The 18370-nt window shown below is 49.8% G+C and carries 17 protein-coding genes, 1 tRNA gene and 1 rRNA gene; 16 read left to right on the top strand and 3 right to left on the bottom strand.

All coding sequences use genetic code 11. From position 1 onward, the window contains the following. Positions 1-306: 306 nt before the first annotated feature. From accB to FEK50_RS15435, 9 genes are all read left to right on the top strand, one after another. Positions 307-777: an acetyl-CoA carboxylase biotin carboxyl carrier protein gene (accB, locus tag FEK50_RS15475; protein WP_000354618.1), complete on the top strand. Its 471-nt coding sequence runs from the start codon at positions 307-309 to the stop codon at positions 775-777. Positions 778-787: 10 nt separating this feature from the next. Next, the gene (accC, locus tag FEK50_RS15470) at positions 788-2137 is read left to right on the top strand and encodes an acetyl-CoA carboxylase biotin carboxylase subunit (protein ID WP_000884639.1); all 1350 of its coding nucleotides are present in this window, start codon (positions 788-790) and stop codon (positions 2135-2137) included. A gap of 108 nt (positions 2138-2245) precedes the next feature. Continuing rightward, the gene (locus FEK50_RS15465) at positions 2246-2488 is read left to right on the top strand and encodes a YhdT family protein (RefSeq protein ID WP_000381170.1); all 243 of its coding nucleotides are present in this window, start codon (positions 2246-2248) and stop codon (positions 2486-2488) included. Further along, positions 2478-3929: a sodium/pantothenate symporter gene (gene panF / locus FEK50_RS15460; protein ID WP_130204506.1), complete on the top strand. Its 1452-nt coding sequence runs from the start codon at positions 2478-2480 to the stop codon at positions 3927-3929. Before FEK50_RS15465 ends, panF begins: the two co-directional genes overlap by 11 nt. A gap of 11 nt (positions 3930-3940) precedes the next feature. Then, positions 3941-4822 (top strand): 50S ribosomal protein L11 methyltransferase, encoded by an 882-nt coding sequence (gene prmA / locus FEK50_RS15455; protein ID WP_130260191.1) that lies wholly within the window; start codon positions 3941-3943, stop codon positions 4820-4822. 328 nt (positions 4823-5150) lie between these two features. Continuing rightward, positions 5151-6116: a tRNA dihydrouridine synthase DusB gene (dusB, locus tag FEK50_RS15450; RefSeq protein ID WP_001219652.1), complete on the top strand. Its 966-nt coding sequence runs from the start codon at positions 5151-5153 to the stop codon at positions 6114-6116. Positions 6117-6141: 25 nt separating this feature from the next. Then, entirely contained in the window at positions 6142-6438 is a 297-nt protein-coding gene (gene fis, locus FEK50_RS15445; RefSeq protein ID WP_000462905.1) for a DNA-binding transcriptional regulator Fis, read from the top strand. Between the two features lie 84 nt (positions 6439-6522). Beyond that, positions 6523-7407: an adenine-specific DNA-methyltransferase gene (yhdJ, locus tag FEK50_RS15440; RefSeq protein ID WP_131160894.1), complete on the top strand. Its 885-nt coding sequence runs from the start codon at positions 6523-6525 to the stop codon at positions 7405-7407. 83 nt (positions 7408-7490) lie between these two features. Continuing rightward, positions 7491-7670, top strand: coding sequence for a DUF2556 family protein (locus tag FEK50_RS15435; RefSeq protein WP_131160893.1), 180 nt, complete (start codon positions 7491-7493; stop codon positions 7668-7670). 2 nt (positions 7671-7672) lie between these two features. Here FEK50_RS15435 and envR read toward each other — a convergent pair whose 3' ends face one another. After that, entirely contained in the window at positions 7673-8335 is a 663-nt protein-coding gene (envR, locus tag FEK50_RS15430) for an acrEF/envCD operon transcriptional regulator (RefSeq protein ID WP_131160892.1), read from the bottom strand. Positions 8336-8731: 396 nt separating this feature from the next. On the opposite strand from envR, the gene acrE reads away from it, so the two are divergent. From acrE to FEK50_RS15395, 7 genes are all read left to right on the top strand, one after another. Further along, positions 8732-9889, top strand: coding sequence for a multidrug efflux RND transporter periplasmic adaptor subunit AcrE (acrE, locus tag FEK50_RS15425; protein WP_131160891.1), 1158 nt, complete (start codon positions 8732-8734; stop codon positions 9887-9889). A gap of 11 nt (positions 9890-9900) precedes the next feature. After that, positions 9901-13005: a multidrug efflux RND transporter permease subunit AcrF gene (gene acrF / locus FEK50_RS15420; RefSeq protein ID WP_130204496.1), complete on the top strand. Its 3105-nt coding sequence runs from the start codon at positions 9901-9903 to the stop codon at positions 13003-13005. 251 nt (positions 13006-13256) lie between these two features. Next, entirely contained in the window at positions 13257-13478 is a 222-nt protein-coding gene (locus FEK50_RS15415) for a membrane protein (RefSeq protein WP_000825639.1), read from the top strand. Between the two features lie 417 nt (positions 13479-13895). Beyond that, a complete protein-coding gene (locus FEK50_RS15410) occupies positions 13896-14921 on the top strand; it encodes an amino acid ABC transporter substrate-binding protein (RefSeq protein WP_130204494.1) in 1026 nt (341 codons plus the stop codon). Between the two features lie 67 nt (positions 14922-14988). Continuing rightward, a complete protein-coding gene (locus FEK50_RS15405) occupies positions 14989-16170 on the top strand; it encodes an amino acid ABC transporter permease (RefSeq protein ID WP_131160890.1) in 1182 nt (393 codons plus the stop codon). 9 nt (positions 16171-16179) lie between these two features. Then, positions 16180-17283 carry an amino acid ABC transporter permease gene (locus FEK50_RS15400; RefSeq protein ID WP_131160937.1) on the top strand — a complete coding sequence of 368 codons (1104 nt, stop codon included), beginning with the start codon at positions 16180-16182 and terminating at the stop codon, positions 17281-17283. 7 nt (positions 17284-17290) lie between these two features. Then, the gene (locus FEK50_RS15395; RefSeq protein WP_130219134.1) at positions 17291-18049 is read left to right on the top strand and encodes an amino acid ABC transporter ATP-binding protein; all 759 of its coding nucleotides are present in this window, start codon (positions 17291-17293) and stop codon (positions 18047-18049) included. 63 nt (positions 18050-18112) lie between these two features. Here FEK50_RS15395 and rrf read toward each other — a convergent pair. Together rrf and FEK50_RS15385 are read right to left on the bottom strand one after the other, a co-directional pair. Continuing rightward, positions 18113-18228: ribosomal RNA gene (rrf, locus tag FEK50_RS15390) — 5S ribosomal RNA — on the bottom strand. A gap of 39 nt (positions 18229-18267) precedes the next feature. Further along, positions 18268-18343, bottom strand: a tRNA-Thr gene (locus FEK50_RS15385). Between the last annotated feature and the right edge of the window lie 27 nt (positions 18344-18370).

The raw sequence follows: 18370 nt of genomic DNA, 5'->3' as shown, positions 1-18370 counted from the left end.
TATTTAGCTGCCATTTGCTACGAAATCGTTATAATGTGCGACCTCGTTCTCCCTGAGGCAGCTTTTAAACTGCTGAAAAGGTGACAATGGCGCAACGAAGGTATATTTTGTTTTTTGCCGGAGGATAGCAGCAAATCGCTGCACAATGTCCGTCAAGTCTCACATTGACACTCTGGGGCAAAATAGACCGGCGTCCCGGCCTGCTGGAATTTACCGCTATGCATACAGCTGTCGGGGCATACGCTTTACAGACGGCGGTGAAACGCCTGTCACAATCACACTAAACAAAGAGTACGGAACCCACTCATGGATATTCGTAAGATTAAAAAACTGATCGAGCTGGTTGAAGAATCAGGCATCTCTGAACTGGAAATTTCTGAAGGCGAAGAGTCAGTACGCATCAGCCGTGCAGCACCTGCCGCAAGTTTCCCGATGATGCAACAAGCTTACGCTGCACCAATGATGCAGCAGCCAGCTCAATCTAACGCAGCCGCTCCGGCGACCGTTCCTTCCATGGAAGCGCCAGCAGCAGCGGAAATCAGTGGTCACATCGTACGTTCCCCAATGGTTGGTACTTTCTACCGCACCCCAAGCCCGGACGCGAAAGCGTTCATCGAAGTGGGTCAGAAAGTGAACGTGGGCGATACCCTGTGCATCGTTGAAGCCATGAAAATGATGAACCAGATCGAAGCAGACAAATCCGGTACTGTGAAAGCAATTCTGGTCGAAAGTGGACAACCGGTAGAATTTGACGAGCCGCTGGTCGTCATCGAGTAACGAGGCGAACATGCTGGATAAAATTGTTATTGCCAACCGCGGCGAGATTGCATTGCGTATTCTTCGTGCCTGTAAAGAACTGGGCATCAAGACTGTCGCTGTGCACTCCAGCGCGGATCGCGATCTAAAACACGTATTACTGGCAGATGAAACGGTCTGTATCGGTCCTGCTCCGTCAGTAAAAAGCTATCTGAATATCCCGGCAATCATCAGCGCCGCTGAAATCACCGGCGCAGTAGCAATCCATCCGGGTTACGGCTTCCTTTCCGAGAACGCCAACTTTGCCGAGCAGGTTGAACGCTCCGGCTTTATCTTCATCGGCCCGAAAGCAGAAACCATTCGCCTGATGGGCGACAAAGTATCCGCAATCGCCGCGATGAAAAAAGCAGGCGTCCCTTGCGTACCAGGTTCTGACGGCCCGCTGGGCGACGATATGGATAAAAACCGCGCCATTGCTAAACGCATTGGTTATCCGGTAATTATCAAAGCCTCCGGCGGCGGCGGCGGTCGTGGTATGCGCGTAGTGCGCGGCGATGCTGAACTAGCGCAATCTATCTCCATGACTCGTGCGGAAGCGAAAGCTGCTTTCAGCAACGATATGGTTTACATGGAGAAATACCTGGAAAATCCTCGCCACGTCGAGATTCAGGTGCTGGCTGACGGTCAGGGCAACGCTATCTATCTGGCGGAACGTGACTGCTCCATGCAGCGCCGCCACCAGAAAGTGGTCGAAGAAGCGCCAGCACCGGGCATTACCCCGGAACTGCGTCGCTACATCGGCGAACGTTGTGCTAAAGCGTGTGTTGATATCGGCTATCGCGGTGCAGGTACATTCGAGTTCCTGTTCGAAAACGGCGAGTTCTATTTCATCGAAATGAACACCCGTATTCAGGTAGAACACCCGGTTACTGAAATGATCACTGGCGTTGACCTGATCAAAGAACAGCTGCGTATCGCTGCCGGTCAGCCGCTGTCTATCAAGCAAGAAGAAGTTCACGTTCGCGGCCATGCGGTAGAGTGCCGTATCAACGCCGAAGATCCGAACACCTTCCTGCCAAGCCCGGGCAAAATCACCCGTTTCCACGCACCAGGCGGTTTTGGCGTACGTTGGGAGTCTCATATCTACGCGGGCTACACCGTGCCGCCGTACTATGACTCAATGATCGGTAAGCTGATTTGCTACGGTGAGAACCGTGACGTGGCAATTGCACGCATGAAGAATGCGCTGCAGGAGCTGATCATCGACGGTATCAAAACCAACGTTGATCTGCAGATCCGCATCATGAACGACGAGAACTTCCAGCATGGTGGCACTAACATCCACTATCTGGAGAAAAAACTCGGTCTTCAGGAAAAATAAGACTGCAAAAGCGTCAAAAGGCCGGATTTTCCGGCCTTTTTTATTACTGGGGATCGACAACCCCCATAAGGTACAATCCCCGCTTTCTTCACCCATCAGGGACAAAAAATGGACACTCGTTTTGTTCAGGCCCATAAAGAGGCGCGCTGGGCGCTGGGGCTGACCCTTTTGTATCTGGCGGTATGGTTAGTAGCCGCTTACTTACCTGGCGTTGCCCCCGGTTTTACCGGCTTTCCGCGCTGGTTTGAGATGGCCTGCATCCTGACGCCGCTGCTGTTTATTGGACTGTGCTGGGCGATGGTGAAATTTATCTATCGCGATATCCCGTTGGAGGATGACGATGCAGCTTGAAGTGATTCTACCGCTGGTCGCCTATCTGGTGGTGGTGTTCGGTATCTCTGTTTATGCGATGCGTAAACGGAGCACCGGCACCTTCCTCAATGAGTATTTCCTCGGCAGCCGTTCCATGGGCGGTATTGTGCTGGCGATGACGCTCACCGCGACCTATATCAGTGCCAGTTCGTTTATCGGCGGGCCAGGCGCTGCTTATAAATACGGCCTGGGTTGGGTATTGCTGGCGATGATTCAGCTGCCTGCAGTCTGGCTTTCGCTCGGTATACTCGGCAAGAAGTTCGCGATTCTTGCGCGCCGCTACAATGCGGTGACGCTGAACGATATGCTGTTTGCCCGCTACCAGAGTCGTCTTCTGGTGTGGCTGGCGAGTTTGAGTTTGCTGGTTGCGTTCGTTGGTGCGATGACCGTGCAGTTTATCGGCGGTGCGCGTCTGCTGGAAACCGCGGCGGGTATTCCTTATGAAACCGGGCTGCTGATTTTCGGTATCAGTATTGCGTTATATACCGCCTTTGGCGGCTTTCGCGCCAGTGTGCTGAACGACACCATGCAAGGTCTGGTGATGCTGGTTGGCACCATTGTGCTGCTGGTCGGCGTGGTACATGCCGCTGGCGGCTTAAGCAACGCGGTAGAGACGCTGCAAACCATCGATCCACAGCTGGTTACGCCACAAGGTGCTGACGATATTCTGTCACCTGCCTTTATGACATCGTTCTGGGTACTGGTGTGCTTTGGCGTTATTGGCCTGCCGCATACTGCGGTGCGCTGTATCTCTTATAAAGACAGCAAAGCAGTGCATCGGGGGATCATCATCGGAACGATTGTAGTCGCAATCCTGATGTTCGGTATGCACCTGGCCGGAGCGTTAGGTCGGGCGGTGATCCCCGATCTCACCGTACCGGATCTGGTGATCCCGACGTTAATGGTAAAAGTGCTGCCACCGTTTGCTGCCGGGATCTTCCTGGCTGCACCGATGGCCGCGATCATGTCGACGATCAACGCCCAGTTGCTGCAAAGTTCCGCTACGATCATTAAAGATCTCTATCTGAATATCCGTCCGGATCAAATGCAAAACGAGACGCGTCTGAAGCGGATGTCGGCGGTGATTACGTTGATTCTCGGCGCGTTGCTGCTGCTTGCCGCCTGGAAGCCGCCAGAAATGATCATCTGGCTGAATTTGCTGGCCTTCGGTGGGCTGGAAGCCGTTTTCCTATGGCCGCTGGTGCTGGGTCTTTACTGGGAACGCGCCAACGCCAAAGGTGCGCTAAGTGCGATGATCGTTGGCGGCGTGCTGTATGCCGTGCTCGCGACCCTGAATATTCAGTACCTGGGCTTCCACCCTATCGTGCCCTCGTTACTGCTAAGTTTGCTGGCTTTCCTGGTCGGAAACCGTTTCGGTACTTCCGTCTCGCAAGCTACCGTTTTGACTACTGATAAATAAAGAGTTTTGCCATGCCTTGGATCCAACTGAAACTGAACACCACCGGCGCGAACGCTGAAGATCTTAGCGATGCGCTGATGGAAGCGGGTGCCGTGTCCATTACTTTTCAGGATACCCACGATACGCCGGTGTTTGAGCCGCTGCCGGGCGAAACGCGCCTGTGGGGCGACACCGATGTGATTGGTCTGTTCGATGCTGAAACCGACATGAATGAAGTCGTGGCGATTCTGGAGGATCATCCGCTGCTCGGCGCAGGCTTCGCGCACAAAATCGAACAACTGGAAGATAAAGACTGGGAGCGCGAATGGATGGATAATTTCCACCCAATGCGCTTTGGCGAACGTCTGTGGATCTGCCCAAGCTGGCGTGATGTGCCAGACGAAAACGCCGTCAACGTGATGTTAGACCCGGGCCTGGCGTTTGGTACGGGGACTCATCCAACCACCTCTCTGTGCCTGCAATGGCTCGACAGCCTCGATTTAACCGGTAAAACGGTCATCGATTTTGGCTGTGGATCCGGCATTCTGGCAATCGCAGCGCTGAAACTGGGCGCAGCAAAAGCCATTGGTATTGATATCGATCCGCAGGCCATTCAGGCCAGCCGTGACAACGCCGAACGTAATGGCGTTTCTGACCGTCTGGAACTCTACTTACCCAAAGATCAGCCTGAAGCGATGAAAGCCGACGTGGTGGTCGCTAACATCCTCGCAGGCCCGTTACGTGAACTGGCACCGTTAATCAGCGTCCTGCCGGTTTCAGGCGGCTTGCTGGGCCTTTCCGGTATTCTGGCAAGCCAGGCGGAGAGCGTTTGTGAAGCTTATGCCGACAGCTTCGTTCTGGACCCGGTCGTGGAAAAAGAAGAGTGGTGTCGCATTACTGGTCGTAAGAATTAACCGCCAGAATGCGGCATAGTGATGTAGAGAGAAGTGCGAGCAACGTCACAAAAGGCACGTAATTTTGCTGATTATTTAGGCAAATTTGCGTGCCAAAATTTTCATTCATAAAGAAAAATTGAGAACTTACTCAAATTTCTTTGAGTGCGAATTTTAATCACTTATTTCTAATGTGATGATTTTTATGATTAATTATTCCGCCGAGTTCATTTTAAATGCAATTCTTTGATCCATCTCAGAGGATTGGTCAAAGTTTGGCCTTTCATCTCGTGCAAAAAATGCGTAATATACGCCGCCTTGCAGTCACAGTATGGTCATTTCTTAACTCATGCGCATCGGACAATATCAGCTCAGAAATCGCCTGATCGCAGCGCCCATGGCTGGCATTACAGACAGACCTTTTCGGACGTTGTGCTACGAGATGGGAGCCGGATTGACAGTATCCGAGATGATGTCTTCTAACCCTCAGGTTTGGGAAAGCGACAAATCTCGTTTACGGATGGTGCACATTGATGAACCCGGTATTCGCACCGTGCAAATTGCCGGTAGCGATCCGAAAGAAATGGCAGATGCAGCACGTATTAACGTGGAAAGCGGTGCCCAGATTATTGATATCAATATGGGTTGCCCGGCTAAAAAAGTGAATCGCAAGCTTGCAGGTTCAGCCCTCTTGCAGTACCCGGATGTCGTTAAATCGATCCTTACCGAGGTCGTTAATGCAGTGGACGTTCCTGTTACCCTGAAGATTCGCACAGGCTGGGCGCCGGAACACCGTAACTGCGAAGAGATTGCCCAACTGGCTGAAGACTGTGGCATTCAGGCTCTGACCATTCATGGCCGTACACGCGCCTGTTTGTTCAATGGAGAAGCTGAATACGACAGTATTCGGGCAGTTAAGCAGAAAGTTTCCATTCCGGTTATCGCGAATGGCGACATTACTGACCCGCTTAAAGCCAGAGCTGTGCTCGACTATACAGGGGCGGATGCTCTGATGATAGGCCGCGCAGCTCAGGGAAGACCCTGGATCTTTCGGGAAATCCAGCATTATCTGGACACTGGGGAGTTGCTGCCCCCGCTGCCTTTGGCAGAGGTTAAGCGCTTGCTTTGCGCGCACGTTCGGGAACTGCATGACTTTTATGGTCCGGCAAAAGGGTACCGAATTGCACGTAAACACGTTTCCTGGTATCTCCAGGAACACGCTCCAAATGACCAGTTTCGGCGCACATTCAACGCCATTGAGGATGCCAGCGAACAGCTGGAGGCGTTGGAGGCATACTTCGAAAATTTTGCGTAAACAGAAATAAAGAGCTGACAGAACTATGTTCGAACAACGCGTAAATTCTGACGTACTGACCGTTTCTACCGTTAACTCTCAGGATCAGGTAACCCAAAAACCCCTGCGTGACTCGGTTAAACAGGCACTGAAGAACTATTTTGCTCAACTGAACGGTCAGGATGTTAATGACCTCTATGAGCTGGTACTGGCTGAAGTAGAACAGCCCCTGTTGGACATGGTGATGCAATACACCCGTGGTAACCAGACCCGTGCTGCGCTGATGATGGGCATCAACCGTGGTACGCTGCGTAAAAAATTGAAAAAGTACGGCATGAACTAATTCAGGTTAGCTAATTGCTTGATTAAAAGGCGCTACTCGGCATGGGGAAGCGCCTTTTTTATAGGTGTCGCAAAGGGAGTGACCATGAGAACAGGATGTGAACCCACCAGGTTTGGCGACAATACAAAGACCATTATCCACGGTGATGCATTAGCTGAACTTAAAAAGATACCCGCAGAAAGTGTCGATCTAATCTTTGCTGACCCGCCTTATAACATCGGTAAAAATTTCGATGGCCTGATCGAAGCGTGGAAAGAAGATCTGTTTATTAACTGGCTATTTGAAGTGATTACAGAGTGCCACCGCGTTCTGAAAAAACAGGGCAGCATGTACATCATGAACAGCACGGAAAACATGCCCTTTATTGACCTCCAGTGCCGCCAACTTTTTACTATCAAAAGTCGCATCGTCTGGTCGTATGACAGCTCCGGCGTTCAGGCAAAAAAATATTACGGCTCCATGTATGAACCCATCCTGATGATGGTGAAAGACGCAAAGAACTACACATTTAACAGCGATGCTATTCTGGTAGAAGCCAAAACCGGAGCACAGCGTGCATTAATCGACTATCGCAAAAATCCCCCACAACCTTACAATCATCAAAAAGTGCCAGGTAACGTCTGGGATTTTCCACGCGTACGTTATTTGATGGATGAATATGAAAACCATCCGACGCAAAAGCCTGAAGCTTTACTGAAGCGCATTATTCTCGCCTCTTCTAACCCTGGCGATGTCGTTCTCGATCCGTTTGCTGGTAGCTTCACCACCGGTGCCGTCGCCATCGCGACTGGGCGAAAATTCATTGGTATTGAGATTAACAGCGAGTACATCAAGATGGGGCTACGCCGACTGGAAGTCGCGTCACATTACTCCATGGAAGAGCTGGCGAAAGTGAAAAAAAGAAAGACCGGCAACCTGTCAAAACGAAGCCGGATCAGCGAAGTTGACCCCGATCTCATTGCAAAGTAAAGGAAGTGTAAGCCTGGTTTTCAGATTATTCATTTCGTGTATATTTCCTGCCAGACTTGGTTAAACATGCACAGGCTCAGGTAATGATTCGCAAGTATTGGTGGCTCGTCGTTTTCGCTGTCTCCGTTTTTCTGTTTGATACCTTACTGATGCAGTGGATTGAACTACTGGCAACAGACACAGACAAATGTCGCAATATGAACTCGGTTAATCCGCTAAAACTGGTTAACTGTGACGAACTGGATTTTCACAATAGAATGTAACTTTATACGATACCTAATTCATTTGTTTTATGAATTAATTTCGTTATGTTTTCATCTGGTATAAACATTCTTAATACATTATCGACTAATGCGGGTGCTTGTTTATAAAGATCGTAACCCGCTATATTCATTAACCAGTTTTTAACAATACCGCTGAAGGCGCCATCAATAATAATCATTACGACGTCTAAGTCGAGGCTTTTAGCTATATCCCCCTGTTGCTGACATGCTTGTAATACTTCACGCAGAATCTGTGGATTAAAGCCCATCTTTTCACGTATTACTGCCTCGGCCAGCATTTCATCACTAAATTCACACTTGTGATATAAGATTTGTAGTAATGCCTGCTGGCGGGGAATTTCGGCAATATATTGCAATCCAACAATCAGTTTTTCACGCAATTGCAGGAAAGGATCATGTTCTAACCCTTCCGTTAAACGTTCCTGGATTAACTCACGCAATGAAGGCTGTTGCAGCCACATCTCGTTAAACAGTTGAGCCTTGTTTTCGAAGTGCCAGTAGATTGCGCCACGCGTGACGTTGGCGGCGTCGGCGATGTCATTGAACGTCGTCTTGCTTACGCCATACTGCGCAAACTGGGCGATGGCGGTTTCAATCAGTTCTTGCCTGGTCTTCAGGGCTTCAGCTTTGGTTCTTTTTGCCATGATTAATCATTCAGGGAATAAATATATTCGACATAAGGGGAAACAACGAGAAGTAATGTATCACCTAATTTTTATTTATACGAGAAACCAATTCCCGTCTGCTATCAATCGTCAAATAATCAAAGTCTATTGTTTGACGATAATATATTTACTTAATAAATGTATATTTCACTTTGCGTTAAAATGCTTCCATTCTTTTCAACTCACATCAAATGAGAACATTAGAATATTAATCTATTTTTGTGTTTACGTGCCTTGAATAGCGACTATTCATAACTATTCCTTACATCGCCGGACGATAATTTGTAGGATAGCGAACTGTATTTTTATTTCTGCGAGTTAACGCGTTGCCTTTTTCTGGCTAATAACGCGCTTTTGGTTTTTTGAGGAATAGTAATGACGAAACATGCCAGGTTTTTCCTCCTGCCCTCCTTTATCATGATCTCCGCAGCGTTAATTGCGGGTTGTAACGATAAGGGAGAAGAGAAAGCTCACGTCGGTGAACCGCAGGTTACCGTTCATATTGTGAATACTGCCCCGTTAGAAGTTAAAACTGAATTACCAGGCCGTACTAATGCTTTCCGTATTGCCGAGGTTCGCCCACAGGTTAGCGGGATAGTGCTGAATCGTAATTTCACTGAAGGCAGCGATGTGCAAGCTGGCCAGTCCCTGTACCAGATCGATCCAGCCACTTATCAGGCAAGTTATGACAGCGCGAAAGGCGACCTGGCGAAAAGCGAAGCTGCCGCATCCATCGCGCATTTGACGGTAAAACGTTATGTTCCGCTTGTGGGTACGAAATACATCAGCCAGCAGGAGTACGATCAGGCGATTGCTGATGCTCGTCAGGCCGATGCTACCGTCATAGCCGCAAAAGCCACGGTCGAAAGCGCCCGCATCAATCTCGCTTATACCAAAGTGACTGCGCCAATTAGCGGGCGTATCGGCAAATCTTCGGTGACCGAAGGTGCTCTCGTCACTAACGGGCAAACGACCGAACTGGCGACTGTCCAGCAACTCGATCCTATCTATGTCGATGTGACCCAATCCAGCAACGACTTCATGAGACTCAAGCAGTCCGTAGAGCAAGGTAGTTTGCATAAGGAAAACGCCGCCAGCAACGTAGAGCTGGTCATGGAAAACGGTCAAACCTATCCCCTGAAAGGCACGCTGCAATTCTCTGATGTAACCGTTGATGAAAGCACCGGCTCCATTACCCTGCGCGCGGTTTTCCCTAACCCGCAACACACGCTTCTGCCAGGTATGTTTGTGCGCGCACGGATTGATGAAGGTGTACAACCTGACGCCATTCTTATCCCGCAACAGGGAGTTAGCCGCACGCCGCGTGGTGACGCTACCGTCATGATTGTTAATGATAAAAGCCAGGTTGAGGCACGTCCTGTTGTCGCCAGCCAGGCCATTGGCGATAAATGGCTGATTAGCGAAGGACTAAAAGCGGGTGATCAGGTCATTGTCAGCGGCCTGCAAAAAGCACGCCCGGGAGAGCAGGTTAAAGCCACTACCGATACCCCCGCAGATACTGCGTCGAAGTAAGGCAATCTGATATGGCAAACTTTTTTATTCGACGACCAATATTTGCATGGGTGCTGGCCATTATTCTGATGATGGCGGGCGTACTGGCGATCCTACAATTGCCCGTCGCCCAGTATCCAACCATTGCCCCGCCTGCTGTTTCTGTGTCGGCAAACTATCCAGGCGCTGATGCGCAAACCGTGCAGGATACGGTGACACAGGTTATCGAACAGAATATGAACGGCATCGATAATCTGATGTATATGTCCTCCACCAGCGATTCAGCCGGTAGCGTGACAATTACTCTCACCTTCCAGTCCGGGACCGATCCAGACATCGCGCAAGTGCAGGTACAAAACAAACTTCAACTCGCCACACCGCTACTGCCGCAGGAAGTCCAGCAACAGGGGATAAGTGTCGAGAAATCAAGTAGCAGCTTTTTGATGGTGGCTGGTTTTGTTTCTGATAACCCAAGTACCACGCAAGACGATATTTCCGACTACATCGCCTCTAACGTCAAAGATACCATTAGCCGTCTGAACGGCGTTGGCGACGTACAACTGTTCGGTGCTCAGTACGCTATGCGTATCTGGCTCGATGCCGATCTGCTGAACAAATATAAACTCACATCGGTTGATGTTATTAACCAGTTGAAAGTACAGAACGACCAGATTGCGGCCGGTCAGTTAGGCGGCACGCCGGCATTACCAGGACAGCAGCTAAACGCGTCGATTATTGCCCAGACACGGTTAAAAGATCCGGAAGAGTTCGGCAAAGTCACCCTGCGCGTGAACAGCGACGGTTCGGTAGTGCGGCTGAAAGATGTCGCACGGATTGAACTCGGTGGTGAAAACTATAACGTTATCGCCCGTATCAACGGCAAACCCGCGGCTGGCCTCGGTATTAAACTGGCAACGGGAGCTAACGCACTTGATACCGCAAAAGCCATCAAGGCCAAACTGGCAGAATTGCAGCCGTTCTTCCCACAGGGAATGAAGGTTCTTTACCCTTATGACACCACGCCTTTCGTCCAGCTTTCTATCCAGGAAGTGGTGAAAACGCTGTTCGAAGCCATTATCCTGGTATTCCTGGTGATGTATCTGTTCTTGCAGAACATGCGGGCGACATTGATACCCACCATTGCTGTACCTGTCGTGTTGTTAGGGACGTTTGCCATACTCGCCGCTTTTGGTTACTCCATCAATACGCTAACGATGTTCGGGATGGTACTTGCCATCGGGCTTCTTGTTGATGATGCGATAGTCGTTGTAGAGAACGTCGAGCGCGTAATGATGGAGGATAAACTCCCCCCCAGAGAAGCGACGGAAAAATCGATGTCGCAAATCCAGGGTGCGCTGGTAGGTATCGCGATGGTACTGTCGGCGGTGTTTATTCCGATGGCATTCTTCGGTGGCTCAACAGGGGCAATTTATCGACAGTTCTCTATCACTATTGTTTCAGCAATGGCGCTTTCAGTACTGGTTGCGCTGATTCTCACCCCCGCGTTATGTGCAACATTGCTGAAACCAGTCTCTGCCGAGCATCACGAAAATAAGGGTGGTTTCTTCGGCTGGTTTAACACCACTTTCGATCATAGCGTTAATCACTACACCAATAGCGTTGGCAAAATCCTCGGTTCCACAGGGCGATATTTACTGATCTATGCGCTGATTGTCGCCGGAATGGTAGTGCTGTTTTTACGCCTCCCTTCTTCTTTCTTGCCGGAAGAAGATCAGGGTGTCTTCCTGACCATGATCCAACTGCCCGCTGGTGCGACGCAAGAGCGGACACAAAAAGTACTGGATGAAGTGACGGATTACTATCTGAAGAACGAGAAGGCGAACGTTGAAAGTGTCTTTACAGTCAATGGATTTAGCTTCAGCGGTCAGGCGCAAAACGCCGGGATGGCCTTTGTCAGCCTTAAACCGTGGGAAGAGCGCAGTGGCGAAGAAAATAGCGCGGAAGCGGTAATCCAACGTGCCAAAATGGAACTGAGTAAAATCCGCGACGGTTTTGTCATTCCATTCAATATGCCAGCCATTGTTGAACTGGGTACGGCAACAGGTTTCGACTTTGAGTTAATCGATCAGGCGGGTCTTGGTCACGATGCCTTAACCCATGCCCGCAACCAATTGCTTGGCATGGCGGCGCAACATCCTGAAAGTTTAGTCAGTGTGCGCCCCAATGGCCTGGAAGATACTGCGCAGTTCAAACTTGAAGTTGACCAGGAAAAAGCACAGGCATTAGGCGTTTCGCTTTCTGACATTAATCAGACCATTTCTACGGCGTTAGGCGGGACGTATGTCAACGACTTCATCGACCGTGGCCGCGTGAAAAAAGTATATGTTCAGGCGGATGCCAAATTCCGTATGCTGCCAGAAGATGTCGATAAACTTTATGTCCGCAGTGCCAACGGCGAAATGGTGCCATTCTCCACCTTTACCACTTCACATTGGGTATATGGTTCTCCGCGTCTGGAACGCTACAACGGTCTACCTTCTATGGAGATTCAGGGGGAGGCCGCGCCAGGCACCAGTTCCGGCGATGCGATGTCGCTAATGGAAAGCCTCGCCTCACAACTACCTAACGGAATCGGTTATGACTGGACGGGTATGTCGTATCAGGAACGCTTGTCAGGCAACCAGGCCCCTGCTCTGGTAGCCATTTCATTCGTGGTCGTTTTCCTGTGCCTTGCAGCGCTCTATGAAAGCTGGTCAATTCCTGTCTCGGTTATGTTGGTCGTGCCGTTAGGGATTGTCGGCGTGCTGCTGGCGGCGACACTCTTTAATCAAAAAAATGACGTTTATTTTATGGTGGGCTTGTTAACGACAATTGGCTTATCAGCTAAAAACGCTATTTTGATTGTTGAGTTCGCCAAAGACCTGATGGAGAAAGAGGGGAAAGGTGTTATTGAAGCAACGCTGATGGCCGTACGTATGCGTCTTCGTCCTATTCTGATGACATCACTCGCCTTTATTCTCGGCGTATTGCCGCTGGCTATCAGTAATGGTGCGGGAAGCGGCGCGCAGAACGCGGTAGGGATTGGAGTCATGGGCGGCATGATTTCCGCAACATTACTGGCAATCTTCTTCGTCCCTGTGTTCTTTGTGGTGATCCGCCGTTGCTTTAAAGGGTAAATTTAAAACACAAAGGCGTCTTCGGACGCCTTTTTAATTTGCAGTTAAAACTATAAAAATTAATGAGTTAATGATTCACTAACTTTTGAATTGAGTGCATTCATTCTTTCTCCCTTCATTATTTTTACAATTAACATAATTTGTCATTATTCATCTCGCAAGAATTATAACTCCCGGTGATAAAATGGAATTCAGCACGTTAATAAGAAAGTTAGCTTATTAAGCGGTAGCGTTATTACTGAGGTAACACCATGAAAAGATTAATTCCTGTCGCATTGCTCACCGCATTGCTGGCGGGCTGCGCTCACGATTCACCCTGCGTTCCGGTTTACGACGATCAGGGCCGTCTGGTTCACACCAATACCTGTATGAAAGGTACGACTCAGGATAACTGGGAAACTGCCGGGGCTATTGCTGGCGGGGCAGCGGCTGTTGCTGGCCTGACGATGGGGATCATCGCTCTGTCGAAATAACTGAACAGGGCGCGGAGTTCCGCGCTCTGTTTAACGGTACAGAATCTCACCGTAAGATAAAATACAACTATATTCGGCTATCTTATTCCCTTTTAATTTAGCATTTTATTTCGAACCGTCGAAATAACACATCCATTAGTTTTTACCCTCATTTAAAACACATGCTCACGCTAACAATCATTATCCTGCTTAGTAAAATGCGAATAAATATTTTGCGCTAAAATGTGGCGTATGTTTCATTTTCGCACCATTGCGGGGCGATGTTTTTATTATTTCCTGTCTACACTCAGCTTATTGCGACACGGAATCGTGCGCAAAAACTGGCACTACTTTTGCTTATAAAAGGATGGCCACAGACAGGTAAAAGACGTTTCCCAAACGTCCTATAACGATAATTTTCGCCTCACAGGAAGCATTATGAAAAAGATGATGATAGCCACACTGGCTGCCGCCAGCGTGCTGCTTGCCGTTGCAAATCAGGCGCATGCTGGCGCGACACTTGATGCCGTAAAGAATAAAGGGTTTGTGCAATGCGGGATCAGTGACGGATTACCTGGGTTCTCTTATGCCGATGCAGACGGTAAGTTTTCAGGTATTGATGTAGATGTTTGTCGTGGTGTTGCCGCTGCTGTATTTGGCGACGACACGAAAGTGAAATATACCCCACTCACAGCAAAAGAACGCTTCACCGCTTTACAGTCAGGAGAAGTGGATTTGCTCTCCCGTAATACGACCTGGACTTCATCCCGCGACGCAGGAATGGGAATGGTATTTACTGGCGTCACTTATTACGACGGCATTGGCTTCCTGACGCACGATAAAGCGGGATTAAAAAGCGCGAAAGAACTGGATGGCGCAACCGTCTGTATTCAGGCGGGGACTGATACCGAACTCAACGTTGCCGATTACTTCAAGGCAAACAATATGAAGTACACGCCAGTAACCTTCGATCGCTCAGACGAATCAGCGAAGGCTCTGGAATCTGGCCGCTGCGATACGCTGGCCTCGGATCAGTCGCAACTGTATGCCCTGCGGATCAAATTAAGTAATCCTGCCGAATGGATTGTCCTGCCAGAAGTTATCTCTAAAGAACCGCTTGGCCCGGTAGTCCGTCGTGGCGATGATGAATGGTTCTCTATTGTGCGCTGGACGCTTTTCGCCATGCTGAATGCTGAAGAGATGGGCGTTAACTCGCAAAACGTTGATGAAAAAGCGGCTAATCCAGCTACGCCTGATATGGCGCATCTGCTGGGTAAAGAGGGCGATTACGGCAAGGATCTGAAGCTGGATAATAAATGGGCTTACAACATCATCAAACAGGTGGGTAACTACTCGGAAATTTTTGAGCGTAATGTAGGTTCAGAAAGCCCGCTGAAAATTAAACGTGGGCAAAATAATCTCTGGAATAACGGCGGTATTCAGTACGCACCGCCCGTGCGTTAAGTCGGTGTGAGGTAACGGGCGTCGCTACGGCGGCGCTCTCTTCAGCGTTATGGTTTCCGAGGTTTATATGCCCCATCGCCGCTCAACCGTTAAAGGCTCACTCTCCTTTACCAACCCTACGGTTCGCGCCTGGTTATTCCAGATCCTCGCCGTTGTTGCCGTCGTCGGCATTGTTGGTTGGTTATTTCACAACACCATGACGAATCTAAACAATCGCGGCATTACATCAGGATTTGCCTTTCTGGATCGCGGCGCAGGCTTCGGGATCGTCCAGCATTTGATCGATTACCAGCAGGGCGATACCTACGGACGCGTTTTTATTGTCGGCTTACTCAATACGCTACTGGTTTCAGCATTGTGTATCGTATTCGCATCTGTCCTGGGCTTCTTTATCGGTCTGGCGCGACTTTCGGATAACTGGCTGCTACGAAAGCTTTCCACAATTTATATTGAGATCTTCCGTAATATTCCCCCGCTACTGCAAATCTTCTTCTGGTACTTTGCCGTGTTGCGCAATTTGCCCGGACCGCGGCAGGCAGTGAGTGCGTTTGATCTCGCCTTTTTGAGCAATCGTGGGCTCTATATTCCGTCGCCGCAGCTGGGAGATGGATTTATTGCGTTTATCCTGACTGTTGTTATTGCTATAGCCATTTCTGTTGGACTATTCCGTTTTAATAAAACGCACCAGATAAAGACCGGACAACTGCGACGAACCTGGCCTTGCGCCGTTGTGTTGCTCACTGGTTTACCTTTACTGGCGCAATGGCTTTTTGGTGCGGCACTGCACTGGGATGTTCCGGCACTACGAGGGTTTAACTTCCGCGGCGGGATGGTGCTTATCCCTGAGCTGGCAGCCTTAACATTGGCGCTTTCAGTTTATACATCTGCATTTATCGCCGAGATTATTCGCGCCGGGATCCAGGCAGTGCCTTATGGTCAACATGAAGCTGCCCGCTCGCTGGGATTGCCCAACCCAGTTACGCTACGCCAGGTCATTATTCCCCAGGCGCTGCGAGTGATTATTCCGCCGTTAACCAGCCAGTATCTCAACATCGTCAAAAACTCCTCTCTTGCCGCCGCTATCGGCTATCCCGATATGGTTTCGCTGTTTGCTGGCACCGTGCTGAACCAGACGGGGCAAGCCATCGAGACGATTGCCATGACGATGTCGGTCTATCTGATTATCAGCCTGACTATCTCGCTGCTGATGAATATCTATAACCGCCGCATCGAGATCGTTGAACGCTAAGGAGTCATGATGACAAAAGTATTGCTGTCTCATCCCCCGCGCCCGGCGAGCCATAACTCAAGCCGCGCTATGGTGTGGGTGCGCAAAAACCTGTTCTCCAGCTGGAGCAATAGCCTGCTGACTATTGGCTGCTTATGGTTGATGTGGGAACTGATTCCACCGCTGCTGAACTGGGCTTTTTTACAGGCAAACTGGGTTGGTTCAACGCGTACCGACTGCACAAAAGCCGGTGCCTGTTGGGTCTTCATCCACGAACGATTCGGCCAGTTTATGTATGGGCTTTACCCGCACGACCAGCGCTGGCGAATTAACCTGGCATTACTGATTGGCCTTGTTTCTATCGCACCAATGTTCTGGAAAATACTCCCGCATCGCGGTCGCTATATTGCGGTATGGGCGGTTATCTACCCACTGATTGTCTGGTGGCTGATGTATGGCGGTTTTCTTGGTCTAGAGCGGGTTGAAACCCGGCAATGGGGCGGGCTGACACTGACGTTGATTATCGCATCTGTTGGGATTGCTGGGGCGCTGCCGTGGGGGATATTACTGGCATTAGGCCGCCGCTCCCATATGCCGATTGTGCGTATCTTATCGGTCATTTTTATCGAGTTCTGGCGTGGCGTACCGCTGATTACCGTACTGTTTATGTCTTCGGTCATGCTGCCGCTCTTTATGGCGGAAGGCACCAGTATCGACAAACTGATTCGTGCGTTGGTCGGCGTGATCCTGTTTCAGTCAGCATACGTTGCGGAAGTCGTGCGAGGCGGATTACAGGCGCTGCCCAAAGGGCAATACGAAGCGGCAGAGTCGCTGGCGTTGGGTTACTGGAAAACTCAAGGGCTGGTTATTCTGCCCCAGGCACTGAAGCTGGTGATTCCAGGGCTGGTAAATACCATCATCGCGCTATTCAAAGACACAAGTCTGGTGATCATCATCGGGTTGTTCGATCTTTTCAGTAGCGTTCAGCAGGCAACCGTTGACCCCGCCTGGCTGGGTATGTCGACGGAAGGGTATGTTTTCGCCGCACTGATCTACTGGATCTTCTGCTTCAGCATGTCACGTTATAGCCAACATCTGGAAAAACGTTTTAACACCGGGCGTACACCGCATTGAGGACACTATGAGCCAAATTTTACTGCAACCTGCTAACGCGATGATTACACTGGAAAACGTCAATAAATGGTATGGGCAATTCCATGTCTTAAAAGATATAAATCTGACTGTGCAAACCGGTGAACGCATTGTTTTGTGTGGTCCTTCCGGTTCCGGGAAATCGACAACCATTCGCTGTATTAATCATCTGGAAGAACACCAACAGGGACGGATCGTGGTGGATGGCATCGAGCTTAACGAAGATATTCGCAATATTGAGCGCGTCAGGCAGGAAGTGGGAATGGTCTTTCAGCATTTCAATCTATTCCCACATTTGACCGTTTTACAGAACTGTACCCTGGCGCCGATTTGGGTGCGTAAGATGCCGAAGAAAGAAGCTGAAGCTCTGGCGATGCATTACCTTGAGCGGGTGAGAATTGCCGAACATGCACAGAAGTTTCCCGGGCAGATTTCTGGTGGTCAGCAGCAACGCGTTGCCATAGCACGTTCACTTTGTATGAAACCAAAGATCATGCTGTTTGATGAACCTACGTCGGCGCTCGATCCGGAGATGGTAAAAGAAGTGCTGGATACGATGATTGGGCTAGCGCAGTCAGGCATGACGATGCTGTGCGTAACACATGAAATGGGATTTGCGCGAACTGTCGCTGATCGAGTGATTTTTATGGATCGCGGAGAAATCGTGGAGCAAGCTGCACCGGATGAATTTTTTGCGCATCCTAAATCGGAGCGTACGAGGGCATTTTTATCGCAGGTTATCCATTAAGTTGTACATGGATTCGAAACGCAAAAAGGCCATCCTTTCGGATGGCCTTTCGTTTTATTTGATGCCTGGCAGTTCCCTACTCTCGCATGGGGAGACCCCACACTACCATCGGCGCTACGGCGTTTCACTTCTGAGTTCGGCATGGGGTCAGGTGGGACCACCGCGCTACGGCCGCCAGGCAAATTCTTTTCTAATCTGCCGAACTTTAACCTAAAAAGTGGTGCTGATACCCAGAGTCGAACTGGGGACCTCACCCTTACCAAGGGTGCGCTCTACCAACTGAGCCATATCAGCACGCTAAATTTGATGCCTGGCAGTTCC

Origin of the sequence: Escherichia sp. E2586 (genome assembly GCF_005781105.1) — a bacterium.
Lineage (GTDB): Bacteria > Pseudomonadota > Gammaproteobacteria > Enterobacterales > Enterobacteriaceae > Escherichia.
Note: the sequence above shows the minus strand (reverse complement) of the source record. Positions and strands in the feature narration are given on the sequence as shown.